General features: G+C 65.8%; 11 protein-coding genes. 4 read left to right on the top strand and 7 right to left on the bottom strand.

Annotation, left to right across the window (positions count from 1 at the left end; translation table 11 throughout):
* Positions 1–108: 108 nt before the first annotated feature.
* Positions 109–327, top strand: a complete 219-nt coding sequence (locus ACP7AR_RS03960; protein ID WP_033107139.1) for a DUF7455 domain-containing protein — start codon at positions 109–111, stop codon at positions 325–327.
* Positions 328–354: 27 nt separating this feature from the next.
* Here ACP7AR_RS03960 and ACP7AR_RS03955 read toward each other — a convergent pair whose 3' ends face one another.
* Genes ACP7AR_RS03955 through ACP7AR_RS03945 form a run of 3 tightly spaced genes read right to left on the bottom strand, consistent with a single transcriptional unit; the run spans position 355 to position 3,115 of the window.
* On the bottom strand, positions 355–1,395 hold the full coding sequence (locus ACP7AR_RS03955) for an alanine racemase (RefSeq protein ID WP_426183008.1): 1,041 nt from the start codon (positions 1,393–1,395) through the stop codon (positions 355–357).
* Positions 1,395–2,087 (bottom strand): alanine racemase C-terminal domain-containing protein, encoded by a 693-nt coding sequence (locus tag ACP7AR_RS03950; RefSeq protein WP_426183006.1) that lies wholly within the window; start codon positions 2,085–2,087, stop codon positions 1,395–1,397. The genes ACP7AR_RS03955 and ACP7AR_RS03950 overlap by 1 nt, the downstream gene beginning before the upstream one ends.
* Positions 2,084–3,115 carry a sugar-transfer associated ATP-grasp domain-containing protein gene (locus ACP7AR_RS03945; protein ID WP_426183004.1) on the bottom strand — a complete coding sequence of 344 codons (1,032 nt, stop codon included), beginning with the start codon at positions 3,113–3,115 and terminating at the stop codon, positions 2,084–2,086. The genes ACP7AR_RS03950 and ACP7AR_RS03945 overlap by 4 nt, the downstream gene beginning before the upstream one ends.
* Before the next feature lie 94 nt (positions 3,116–3,209).
* Between ACP7AR_RS03945 and ACP7AR_RS03940 the strand changes: the two genes are divergently transcribed.
* Positions 3,210–4,244 (top strand): sugar-transfer associated ATP-grasp domain-containing protein, encoded by a 1,035-nt coding sequence (locus tag ACP7AR_RS03940; protein WP_426183002.1) that lies wholly within the window; start codon positions 3,210–3,212, stop codon positions 4,242–4,244.
* Between the two features lie 22 nt (positions 4,245–4,266).
* On the opposite strand, the gene murJ is transcribed toward ACP7AR_RS03940, so the two are convergent.
* The 4 genes from murJ to ACP7AR_RS03920 all read right to left on the bottom strand — a co-directional run bounded on the left by murJ (position 4,267) and on the right by ACP7AR_RS03920 (position 9,001).
* Complete coding sequence (gene murJ, locus ACP7AR_RS03935; protein WP_426183000.1) at positions 4,267–5,856, bottom strand: murein biosynthesis integral membrane protein MurJ; 1,590 nt, start codon at positions 5,854–5,856, stop codon at positions 4,267–4,269.
* 56 nt (positions 5,857–5,912) lie between these two features.
* Positions 5,913–6,608, bottom strand: coding sequence for a coenzyme F420-0:L-glutamate ligase (locus tag ACP7AR_RS03930; protein WP_426182998.1), 696 nt, complete (start codon positions 6,606–6,608; stop codon positions 5,913–5,915).
* The gene (locus ACP7AR_RS03925) at positions 6,605–7,861 is read right to left on the bottom strand and encodes an RNA polymerase sigma factor (protein WP_426182996.1); all 1,257 of its coding nucleotides are present in this window, start codon (positions 7,859–7,861) and stop codon (positions 6,605–6,607) included. Before ACP7AR_RS03925 ends, ACP7AR_RS03930 begins: the two co-directional genes overlap by 4 nt.
* Positions 7,862–8,056: 195 nt before the next feature.
* Positions 8,057–9,001 (bottom strand): proteasome assembly chaperone family protein, encoded by a 945-nt coding sequence (locus ACP7AR_RS03920; protein ID WP_426182994.1) that lies wholly within the window; start codon positions 8,999–9,001, stop codon positions 8,057–8,059.
* 102 nt (positions 9,002–9,103) lie between these two features.
* Between ACP7AR_RS03920 and ACP7AR_RS03915 the strand changes: the two genes are divergently transcribed.
* Both ACP7AR_RS03915 and lpdA read left to right on the top strand, forming a co-directional pair.
* Complete coding sequence (locus ACP7AR_RS03915; RefSeq protein ID WP_426182992.1) at positions 9,104–10,579, top strand: leucyl aminopeptidase; 1,476 nt, start codon at positions 9,104–9,106, stop codon at positions 10,577–10,579.
* Positions 10,579–11,952 carry a dihydrolipoyl dehydrogenase gene (lpdA, locus tag ACP7AR_RS03910; protein ID WP_426182990.1) on the top strand — a complete coding sequence of 458 codons (1,374 nt, stop codon included), beginning with the start codon at positions 10,579–10,581 and terminating at the stop codon, positions 11,950–11,952. Before ACP7AR_RS03915 ends, lpdA begins: the two co-directional genes overlap by 1 nt.
* Positions 11,953–12,009 lie beyond the last annotated feature (57 nt).

The following is a 12,009-nucleotide window of genomic DNA, read 5'->3' as shown; positions in this document are numbered from 1 at the left end:
GGTACGCGCTGAGCGAAACACGCCGTCCATCGGGCATGACTATCAGCCAGCCGTGGTTGTATTGAGCACATTCCCACTGGAGATGCCGATACCCGAGGAGGCACCGAGATGAACGCTACAACCGAACGTGAGACCTCCACCGTCGAGTACCGTCTGACCGCGATGGACCGCTGCGACTCATGCGGCGCGCAGGCCTACATCGCCGCCGAGGTCAACGGCTCCGAACTGCTCTTCTGCGCCCACCACGGTCGCAAGTACGAAGAGAAGCTCCGCGACGTGGCCACGTCCTGGCACGATGAGACCGCGCGTCTCGTCGACGCCGTCTGACACAACTCGCCGTCTGACTGATTCTCTTCAGTCCTCGATCACCCGTCGCACCGTCCCGGTGAGGCGGGTGATGATCTCTTCCCCGACGGTTCCGATCCGTTCGGCGAGCGTCGTCGCATCCGGTTCGTCCTGGTCTCCTGGCCCGAACACGGTCGTCATGTCGCCGACCCGTGCTCCTGACCAGCCCCGCACGAGGGTGCGCGTCTGGTCGATCCGTACGATCTCGCGCATGCCTCCCGGCGTCCCGATACTCGCACCGGCGAGGATCGACGGTAGACCGTGGAACGAACCGACGCCGATCACGACGTCATCACCGCGGTCCTCGATCACCCGTGCACGCAGCGCTGCGATCGGTGCCACGCCGGGAATCTCCGGACCGTCAGCGGAGCGGATGCCGTAGCAGAACGCGCCGATGCGGCAGACCGTACCGCGCAGCTCTGGGCGCCACCATGACGCCGCCGAGGCGGTCAGGTGCAGCGACGCAGGAGCGCCGCCCATGGCGCGCACCACGTCGACGGCCTCGCGGAATGCTCTGGCGGACTCGTCATCCTCCGCGTCGCTCGCTTCGGCGAGGTGACTCCACACGCCGACGACTTCGATGGCGCCCGCGCGCTGCGCGGTCATCGCGTCGGCGACCACCCTCGACCAGTCCTCAGGGCGGATGCCGTTGCGGTGAAGCCCGGTGTCGATCTTGAGATGCACCCGGGCCGTGCGTCCGAGGCGCCTCGACACGTCGATGACGCGGCTCAGGTAGTCCGCGTCCCCGACCCCCAATTCGATCCGTGCGTGCAGAGCGAGTTCGACCTCTTCGTCGGTCGAACTCGCCCAGGCGAACACAGTGGCCTGCTCCGCCCGCTCGCGGATGCGCAACGACGTGTGAACGTCGTAGCCACCGAACATCTCGACGGGTCGTGCTGCATCGATCGCGGCAGCGACGGCCCATTCCACACCGTGGCCGTACGCGTCGTCCTTCATGGCGAGCATCAGCCGCGCTGGACCGATCCGTTCCTGCACCGCAGCGAGGTTCTGCAGAAAGCGGCCTCGCGAGATCTCCAGTGTGGGAGTCATCAGGGAGTCCATTCGCGCACCGCCTTGGAACCTGCGACGGTGATGAGTTCAGCGACTCCGAGCTCGGTGATCGCTGCCCAATCCGCCAATGCGTCACGGGCGACGCCGGTGCCGCCGAAGTAGACGACATCAGCGCCCGCGGTCACGTCCGCCACGGCATCTTGAAGGTCGACAACACAGACGTCCATCGCCACGCGGCCCACGATCGGCCGCAGCATGCCGTCGATCTCGACATGGGCCGCGTTGCCGAGTGCGCGGACGATTCCCTGCGCGTAGCCGCCGGTGACCAGGGCCACGGTCGTGTCGGCTGCGGCTCGATGCAGGTACCCGTACGAGACGGCCTCACCTGCCCGCAGCGGCTTTGTCGAGACGACTCGCCCCATCAACCGCATCGCAGGCGTCGTGCGGGCGCCGGGCAGACCGTAGAGGATGCGGGTGTCGATGTCCGCATCGCCGACTGTGATGGCGCGAACCCCCTGGGCTCGAACAATGTCGGCTGTGTTCGCGTCGTCGACGAGAACCGTGTGCACCCCGGCGTCCCGCACCAGGGCTGCGACCTCGAGCACTCCGTGTCCGAGGGCGTCCCCGCGAAGGTCGGCCAGTTCGCCGCCGGAGGCGACGGCCGCGGCCGCGCCTTCACGCAGCGCCCCCGCTGAGACGAGTGCGCGCGGAAGACTCTGGGTCGGCGTCACCGCCTGCTGGCCTCGATCACCGGACGGTGCCGCGCTCGGCTGCCGGTGCGGATGCCGGTGGCGCTCACCCGGGTCTCATAGAGCCCCGGCGTCCAGTTGCCTTCGATCAGCATCGGACCGTCGGGGCCGACAGCGACGTCCCACCCGATGTACGGAACGGTCGGCACCTCCTTGGCCGCACGGGTGACGAGGTCGACGACGCGATCCCACATCGGGACCTCGAAGTCGACGATCGACTTGCCCGAATCCGGGTGCGTCTCGTAGCGCGACTTGTGCTTGCCGGTGTGGCCTGGCCCGAAGGACTTGCCGTTCTCGTCGATCATCGTGAAGAAGCCGCCCCAGGTGAACTGGTCGCTCACTGCACCTCGGCCGAACTTCTGCGCTGCCATCAGCACGTGCACCTTCGAGCCGTCGAAGAACGTCGCGACACGAGTCGTGTTCACTGTGCCCTCGCAGTACTCGGCGAGATACGGGTGCTGCTCGATGCGCTGTTCGATGAGCCGCTGGCCCTTGTCGCGCAGTTCGTCGCGGAACGCGTTCCAGTCGGTGACCTCTGACGCGTCGTACCGGAAGACGCCCTTGCCCTCGCGGCCTACCGGTGTCTTCGCGATGAACACCGGGTTCTTCTCCGCGAAGGCGCGGAGGCCATCGGCGTCCACCTCATCGAGGTCGAGCCAGTCGCGGCCGAGGTACTCGGCGAAGCGGTGGTTGAAGGTGATCTTGTTCTCGAACTGCAGCACGTCCGTGCGGTCGTTGAGCGCCTGCGCCAGGTGATGCTGGATGAGAGACGTCATGAACGTCTTGCGCTCGCTCTTGGTCAGCAGAGCGAAGTCGGCCTCGTAGTAGTCGATGTATGCCGTGTCGTGCAGCGCCGCCCACACGAGCATGTCGACGAAGACCTTCGGTGCCCACTTGCCCTGCTCCTTGGAGATCTGCGTCGCAAACGCCCACACTCGTCGCGGATCGAACGAGGTGAGGCGTCTCAGGAGGTACTTCAGGCGCGCAGTGAGTGCGACGTCTCGAGACAAGAGGAAGACCTTTCGGCGGGGGCATGTCAGAACGTCTCATGCTACTCGCTCCACCTGCCGGGGTACGTTGACAGCCGCGTGTTAGCCTGGGTCGGTGGATCAGAAGCGGTTGCGTGTCCGGTATCTTTTCGACCGGGCTCGGCGGCTCAATCCGACGCAGCTGATCGAACTGGCGCATCAGGTGAAGAAGGTGTCGAAGGCACCTCTCCCCGTCATCATCGCCGACATGCTGTGGTGCTCCGTGCGCTATGAGATGGGCTTCCGCGACTACGTCGTGTGGGACATCCGCATCCTGAACGCACGCGAGCGGGCGACCTGGATGACGCATCCGAAGGCATTCCGCCTGAACCGCACCCTCAACGGTCCGGATTCCAAGATCATCCTCGGCGACAAGATGCGGTTCCTCTACGACTTCGCCGATCTGACCGGGCGCGAGTGGATCGACGCGACGGCGGCATCCGACGACGAACTGCGCGCGTTCATCGATCGGCACCCCCGCATCATCGCAAAACCCGCGGCAGGTGAGGGCGGGGCCGGCATCGGCATCTACGACACCGCAGACGTCGCCGACGTGCGCGCCTGGCGTGCGCTGCTCATTGAGCGCGATCAGACGCTGCTCGAGGAAGTGCTGACACAGCACGATGACCTGAACGCACTGTATCCCGACAGCGTGAACACTGTGCGGATGATCACCTACCGCGACCCGGCAGGCGAACTGCACGTGATCGCGTCCGTGCTGCGCATCGGCAACGGCGCGGTGATCGACAATTTCGCCTCCGGGGGAATGTTCACCATGCTCGATGACGACGGCGTCGCCTTGTACCCGGGCGTCGACAAGCAGTCGAACATCTACCACGAGCATCCTGCCACCGGCACGACCATCAAGGGGCTGCGGGTGCCGTACTACCCGCAGGTGGTGGCGATGATCGCCGACGCCGCGAAGAGGCTTCCCACGGTGCCGTATGTCGGATGGGACATCGCGATCACGCCATCCGGACCCGCGCTCATCGAGGCGAACCACAACTCGAGTGTCTTCCAGATGAAGCCGTCGGCGTCAGGAATCCGCACAGGACTGCTCTATCGCTACCGCGACGCGATCGGTGCGGACGTCGTCGACAACAAGCGCTGAGACCGTCCAGCCTCAGACTGGGTCAGCCGCGACGGCGACGCACGGTGTCGATGGCGACCGTCAGTTCCGGCGCCCGGAACACGGCAAGCAGTCCGATGTACACCAGCACGCTCGTCGCACCGATGAGCGCAGAACCGAGCGCTCCCCAGAGCATCCCTTGAAGCATCCAGCCGTCTGCACCCCCGGCGACCAGGAACACTCCCCAACCCGCCAATCCGGCCGGGATGGCCATGAGGACGAAGCGGCACAATGCCCACCATGTCGCACCGAGCCCCAGGGGCCCGATCTTGCGGCGCAGCAGAATCGTCGCGATCACCGTCTGAACGATCCCTGAAACAGACTGCGCGAGCGCGACAGCGGCAGCCAGATGCTCTGCGGGAACGCTCGCTGCGACGACGAGCGTCAGCACGAGGACCAACGAACCTTGCACGATCGTGAAGATAAAGGGAGTACGTGCATCGCCGTACGCGTAGAAAGTGCGCTGAATGACGAACAGCACCCCCATGGGGACGAGACTCACCAGGTAGGCGATGAGCACGGGCGCCATCGCACTCGCGTCCTCCGGGGTGTTGCTGAAGACGCGAGAAGCCGGAACTGCCGCCGCGATCACTGCCGCAGCCGCGATGACGGTGAAGAGTCCGAGGACTCGGATCGATTGGCCGACATCCGCCCGCAGTTCGCTGTGCCGCTCAGCCGCCGAATGCTCACTGATGCGGGTGAAGTAGGGCGTTCCGATCGCGAGGATGATCATCGAGTACGGCAGCATGTAGACCAGCCAGGCGTACTGCGAAGCCGCTGTGGAGGCGTGCTCGCCGGAAGCAGTCGTGATCGTGAGCGACTGCACGATACCGACCGCCTGGCCGATCAACGTCGTGAGCAACGTCCACGTCGCGAGCTTGCCCATGTGGCCCAGCCCCATGCCCCGCCAACGGAAGTCGAGCCGCAACGGGATGCCTGCGCGCCGCCAGAACAATGTCAGAACGACTGTCTGCGCGATCACACCGAGCGTCGCAGTGCCGGCGAGCACCAGCACCATCGAGTCATCCCACCCGTCAAGTGCGCTGCGATTCTGTCCGAACAGCACGATGAACACCACGAACCCCGCGATGGAGACGAAGTTGTTGACGATGGGTGCCCAGGCATAGGGCGCGAACATCTTTCTGGCGTTGAGGATCTCGCCGAGCAGAGCGAACATGCCGTAGAAGAAGAGTTGCGGAATGCACCAGTACGCGAACTGTATCGCCAGGGCGTGCTGCTGCGGCGAGTCGAAGTTCGAGTACAGGTCGATCAGCAACGGCGCGCACAGCGTCGCCACAACAGTGACGGAGCCCATTATCAGCGCACCGAGCGTCAGCAGCTTTGCGAGGAACGCGTGCCCGCTGTCCTTCTGCGCGGCAGCACGCACCACCTGTGGCACGATCACGCCGGTGAGCACTCCTGCTGAGATCACCTGATAGATGCTGTTGGGCAGTGCATTGGCGACGGCGAACGCGTCAGGTGCTCGACCGACCGAGTTGATCGCGATGACGAGCACGACTGTACGCAGCAGTCCCGTCAGCCGCGAGGCGAGCGTACCCGCCGCGATCATGGCGCTGGCGCGACCGAGTCCCATGCGTGGTGTTTCCCCTCAGCGCCCGTCGTCAGCGATCAACGTCAGACGGGGCGATCTCAGACGGTGCGGATGATGCCCATCGGCGTGGACTCGCGTCCCTGTCCGAGCGGGTTGTCCTTCAGGATACGCACGAGACGCTGCTCGCCGGCCTTGTCGAGAGTGGAACCCAGGATGTTCCCGCCGAGGTCATTGATGTCGACCACTGCGACATCGGCCGTGCCGCCGACGAGCGCCTTGAGATGCGTGGCGACCTGGCGCGGGTTCTTCGGGCCGAGCACGACCGCCTCGTTGTACGGCGGGATCGTGTGCGAGGTGGGGCCGTCGATCGCGCGAGCCTTGTCGCCCGCGATGCGGTAGAAGTCGCCCTTGCGTCCGAATGCCTTCGTCACGGCCGCGACAGCGGCAGCCAGGAGGATGCGCGGCGTACCGCACTCCCGAAGCGCCATCTCCATCGTCTCAGGCATGCCGAGGCCGATGCCGTACGGCGTGCGCGTGACGTACTTCGACAGGAACAGCGCCAGCCGGCGCGGCTGGATCTCGTCGAGGCGGTAGGAGCGACCCTGAGTGATCGCGACGATCTTCTCGGTCACGAACAGCAGGTCCCCCGGCTGCACAGCGTCCTTCGCGTACTCGGTGACGATCTGGTCGATGTCGTCCTCGGGCATGACGACTCGCGTGCGCAGCGGGATTCGAGCGTAATTCTTGCCGTCGACGTTCGTCTCGAGCGCCTTGCCCTCGTTCGCCTGGGTCATTCGAGGTAATCCCGCAGCGACTGCGAGCGGCTCGGGTGGCGCAGCTTCGCCATCGTCTTCGACTCGATCTGACGGATACGCTCGCGCGTGACGCCGAACGTGTCGCCGATCTGGTCGAGGGTCTTGGGCTGACCGTCGCCGAGGCCGAAGCGCATGCGGATCACACCCGCCTCGCGCTCGGAGAGCGAGTCGAGCAGCTGCTCGAGCTGACGCTGCAGCATCGTGAAGCCCACCGCGTCGGCAGGAACGACCGCCTCGGTGTCCTCGATGAGGTCACCGAACTCGCTGTCACCGTCCTCGCCGAGAGGCGTGTGCAGCGAGATGGGCTCGCGTCCGTACTTCTGCACCTCGACGACCTTCTCCGGCGTCATGTCGAGCTCGCGGCTGAGCTCTTCCGGAGTGGGCTCGCGACCGAGATCCTGCAGCATCTGGCGCTGCACGCGGGCGAGCTTGTTGATGACTTCGACCATGTGCACCGGGATGCGAATCGTGCGGGCCTGGTCGGCCATCGCACGGGTGATCGCCTGACGGATCCACCAGGTGGCGTACGTGGAGAACTTGAAGCCCTTGGTGTAGTCGAACTTCTCGACCGCGCGGATGAGACCGAGGTTGCCCTCCTGGATGAGATCCAGGAACTGCATGCCACGGCCGGTGTAGCGCTTGGCGAGCGAGACGACCAGGCGCAGGTTCGCGCCGAGCAGGTGGCTCTTCGCGCGGTGACCGTCACGGGCCACCCACTGCAGGTCGAGACCGAGCTGGCTGGTCTTCTCGGCAGCCGTCATGTTCGACAGCTTCTCCTCGGCGAACAGGCCGGCTTCGATGCGCATCGCGAGCTCGACCTCTTCGGCCGCGTTCAGCAGAGCGACCTTTCCGATCTGCTTCAGGTAGTCCTTGACGGGGTCGGCGGTGGCACCGGTGATCTGGGTCGAGTAGACCGGGACGTCGTCTTCGTCCTTGGACGTCAGGACGATCGCGCCCGTCGGGAGCGGCTCTGTGAAAGCAGGCTTCTTGTCGTCGTCCTCAGCATCGTCGGCGACGGCTTCCCCATCGGGAGCGTCCTCTTCGACGACGTCGTCGGCCTTCTTGCGCCGCACCGGCGCCTTCTTGGCGGCCGGTGCCTTCTTGGCGGCGGGAGCCTTCTTGGATGCCGGCTTCTTTGCGGCAGCGGTCGTTTCCGGCTCGACGTCGTCGGTCGAGGCAGCCTCGGCTGCGGTCTTCGTCGTCCGGGAGTTCTTGGTCGCGGCAGGAGTCACGTTTCGCCTTTCACGGGGCAGCGCGCCCGCCCCGGGACATTTCGGACACTAGTAAGACCCTTGTCAAGTCAGCAGCCTTGCGGCCGACGATTGACAACGGGTCGGATTACCAGTATCGCACACGATTGGGGATGCGAGCGCATCGCGCAACCCTGACCACCATCTGTCCGTGCCCTCCGGCCGAAGGCCGTCCGCTCAGGCTCGCGGGCGCTTGTCCTCGTCGCCTGGCGGACGGGTGGCGAGATAGCGCTCGAGCTCTGCCGCGAGCTCGTCCGCGCTGGGCAGATCCCGTTCGTCGAAGCCGCCTTCGTCGAAGCGATCCAGGTCTTCAGGATCGCGACCGGCCATATACGCGTCGTACCGGTTCTCGAGCGTCTGCACCATCTGACGGAGCTCATCGTTGCCGGCGACCTGCTCATTCACCTTCGCGAGGTAATCCTCGCGGCTCTCCCGCAGGTCATCGAGCGCGAGCACGATACCCGTCGAACCCATCACCCGGTCGGCTGCGGCGATCACCGCATCCGGATACTCGGTCTCGGCGAGGTAATGGGGAACGAGCAGCACGAATCCGACGATCCGGTCGCCGCGTTCGGCGAAGCGGTACTCGAGCAGATGGCCGGCTGTCGCCGGAACCTGCGTGCGAGGACGCCAGACCGAGAGGCTCGCTGTGATCTCTTTGCGATTGCCGCTGACTGTCGTGCTTATCGGGCGTGTGTGCGGCACCGGCATCGCGATCGAGTGGACCCAGCTCACGCCCGACACTGCGAATTCCTCGGCCAGGGCGAGCACCTTCTCACTGAACGCATTCCACGCGAAGTCGGGTTCGTACCCTGCGAGCAGAAGGAACTGCTGGCCGAGGGTGTCGTGCGCGAGCGACAGCTCGAGACGGGCCGGCCGGAACTCTGTGAGATGGTCCTGCTCGAAGACGACGATCGGTCGACGAGCCCGGTAGTCGAGGAGCAGATCGTTGTCGAACACGATGACGGGCTGCGGATCGGACACGTCTCGAAGGTGATCGATGAGACCGGACACGGCGTTTCCGGCATCCGTGAATCCAGTGAGGAGGATCACGAGAGGCAGCCCTTGCGGGATGGCGGGGGCGTTGGCGACGCGTTCGTACAGCTCTCCGGAGACGGGCATGCTTCCATGCTACGAGCAGCCGATGCCGGCAGGGGCGGCCGCGTCATGCTCACAGCGAACAGAACTGAGGAGCGACGGTCGTGACGAGCCTAGGATGGAAGCATGACGCTTCCTGCGCTCTCGCACACCGCCAGCCGATTCCCCGGGAGCGCTGCCGACGCAGCAGTGCTCGTAGTCCCGGACACCGAGGCGTTCCCGGAGGCACTGGAGGAGTATCCAGGGCTCGCTGAGGTCCTCGCGGGCATCGGATTCACCGGTTCCGCCTCTGCTTTCGCTCGCATTCACGTTCCCGCGCTCACCCCCCTGCCGCTCGCCGTGGTCGGCGCCGGAAGCAAACCGGATGAGGCGGCGGTGCGCGATGCGGCCGGCGCTGCGATGCGCACCATGACCGGGTTCGAACACATCGCGATCGGACTCGCAGGCGACCTCGACCAGTTCGCGTCGGCGGCGGCCGAGGGTGCCGTCTTCGGCGGATACCGCTTCGAGGGATATCGCGCCAAGCCGGGCAAGTCGCGTGCGGACGAAGTGACCGTGCACAGCGAGGCGCTCTCGGATGACGATGTCGCGCGTGCCCGAATCCTCGGCGACGCTCTCGCCCTCGTGAAGGATCTCGTCTCCGTCCCCGCGGAGTGGCAGAGCCCGGCCGAGCTCGCGCAGAGCGCGGTCGATGCCGTCGCCGATCTCGACGTCACTGCCGAGGTGCTCGACGAGACCGCCCTCTCAGAGCAGGGCTTCGGCGGAGTGCTCGGCGTCGCTCAGGGCTCTGATCGGCCACCGCGTGTCGTGCGCCTCGACTACGCTCCGGCCGACGCCAACGGTCACATCGCCCTCGTCGGCAAGGGCATCACCTTCGACACCGGCGGCCTCTCGCTGAAGCCCGCAGCGAGCATGGTCGGGATGAAGTTCGACATGGCCGGATCTGCCACGGTGCTCGCCGCGCTGCGCGCGATCGCGTCGCTGAAGCTGTCGGTGCGCGTCACGGCATGGATGTGCATCACCGACAACATGCCGTCGGGCAAGGCGACGCGCCCGGGAGATGTTCTTCGGATGCTGGATGGCACGACCGTCGAGGTGCTGAACACGGACGCCGAGGGGCGCCTCGTTCTCGCTGACGGTCTTGTCGCCGCGAGCCGCGAGCACCCTGACGTGATCTTCGACGTGGCGACTCTCACGGGAGCCGTGCTCGTCGCTCTCGGACACCGCCACACCGGCGTGATGGGCGACGATGAGGCCGTGGCCGAATATCTGACCGTGTCGGAGCAGGTGGGAGAGCTCGCCTGGCCGCTGCCGCTGCCGGAGTACATGCAGGATTCGCTGGACTCCCCCATCGCCGACATGGTCAACGCCAACATGGGTGACCGCGCCGGCGGCACGATGTTCGCCGGACTCTTCCTGCAGCGTTTCATCGGGCGGACGAGCGACGCAGAAGACGCGCCCCGCATCCCCTGGGTGCATCTCGATGTCGCCGGCTCGGCCGAGCACGGCAGTTCACCGTACGGATTCACAGACAAGGGCCCGACGGGCGCGACGGTACGTTCGCTCGTCGCGTTCGCCGAGGCTCGCGCACAGGAGGCATGATGACCACGCACACGTTCGACATCGTCGTACTCGGTGGCGGCAGCGGCGGCTATGCCGCGGCGCTCCGCGCAGCTGAACTGGGAAAGACGGTCGCACTGATCGAGAAGGACAAGGTGGGTGGAACCTGCCTGCACCGTGGCTGCATCCCGACCAAGGCGCTGCTGCATGCCGCCGAAGTCGCAGAGCATGTCCGTGATGCGGCCTCGGTGGGCGTGTCCGCGTCGTTCGACGGCATCGACCCCACCGGGGTGCGCACCTACCGCGAGAACATCGTCGCGAAGAAGTACAAGGGTCTCGAAGGACTCATCAAGGCAAGGGGCATCACCTCGGTCTCCGGCCACGGACGCCTGAACGCCGACCGCAGCGTGAGCGTAGGCGACGACGTCTACGTCGGTGCGGATGTCGTGCTCGCCACAGGCTCCTACAGCCGCTCGCTGCCCGGGCTCGAGATCGGCGGGCGCATCATCACCAGCGAGCAGGCCCTCGCACTCGATGTCGTCCCTGAGCGTGTGCTGGTGCTCGGCGGTGGAGTCATCGGCGTGGAGTTCGCAAGCGTGTGGCGCTCGTTCGGCGCGGAGGTGACGATCATCGAGGCACTGGAGCACCTGGTCCCCAACGAGGACATCGCCCTCGGCAAGGGCCTTGAGCGCGCGTTCCGTCGTCGAGGCATCGCGTATTCGCTCGGGACCCGGTTCCAGACGGCGACGCAGGATGATTCGGGGGTGACCGTCACGCTGGAGGACGGCAAGACCTTCACCGGCGACTATCTGCTGGTCGCCGTCGGACGAGGGCCCGTCACCGCAGATCTCGGGTTCGAAGAGGCCGGTGTCACACTGGACCGCGGATTCGTGTCGGTCGATGAAGAGCTCCGCACCGGCGTCGCCGGGCTCTGGGCGGTGGGCGACATCGTGCCTGGCCTGCAGCTGGCCCACCGCGGGTTCATGCAGGGCATCGCGGTCGCAGAGCGGATCGCGGGTCTCTCGCCCGCGCCGATCCCTGAGTCGCAGATACCGAAGATCACGTACTGCAACCCTGAGGTCGCATCCGTCGGCGTGACGGAGCAGACCGCAATCGATGCACACGGCGCGGATGCTGTCGTCTCTTACGAGTACAACCTCGCCGGCAACGGAAAGAGCGAGATCATCGGCACATCCGGGCTCGTCAAGGTCGTGCGTCTGAAGGACGGCCCGGTGGTGGGAGTGCACCTTCTCGGCGATCGAGTCGGCGAACTCATCACAGAGGGTCAGCTCGCCGTCGCGTGGGAAGCCCATCCCGAAGACATCGCACCGCTCATCCACGCGCACCCGACGCAGAGCGAGGCTCTGGGTGAGGCCTTCCTCGCACTTGCCGGAAAACCACTGCACGCCCTCTGAACACCAACCGGTGTCAGGGTCACTAAGCTGAACATGTCACAAACATTCTTGAAGGAG

The sequence above is a fragment of the Microbacterium sp. TWP3-1-2b2 genome (assembly GCF_049896145.1).
Classification (GTDB): domain Bacteria; phylum Actinomycetota; class Actinomycetes; order Actinomycetales; family Microbacteriaceae; genus Microbacterium.
The sequence above is the reverse complement of the archived record's forward strand: the minus strand, read 5'-3'. Positions and strand labels throughout refer to the sequence as shown.

Coding starts and splice junctions, on each gene's coding strand:
- lpdA (WP_426182990.1), top strand. CDS start 10,579: ATGACCACGCACACGTTCGACATCGTCGTACTCGGTGGCGGCAGCGGC.
- ACP7AR_RS03930 (WP_426182998.1), bottom strand. CDS start 6,608: ATGACCCAGGCGAACGAGGGCAAGGCGCTCGAGACGAACGTCGACGGC.
- ACP7AR_RS03960 (WP_033107139.1), top strand. CDS start 109: ATGAACGCTACAACCGAACGTGAGACCTCCACCGTCGAGTACCGTCTG.
- ACP7AR_RS03955 (WP_426183008.1), bottom strand. CDS start 1,395: ATGACTCCCACACTGGAGATCTCGCGAGGCCGCTTTCTGCAGAACCTC.
- murJ (WP_426183000.1), bottom strand. CDS start 5,856: ATGGGACTCGGTCGCGCCAGCGCCATGATCGCGGCGGGTACGCTCGCC.
- ACP7AR_RS03915 (WP_426182992.1), top strand. CDS start 9,104: ATGACGCTTCCTGCGCTCTCGCACACCGCCAGCCGATTCCCCGGGAGC.
- ACP7AR_RS03920 (WP_426182994.1), bottom strand. CDS start 9,001: ATGCCCGTCTCCGGAGAGCTGTACGAACGCGTCGCCAACGCCCCCGCC.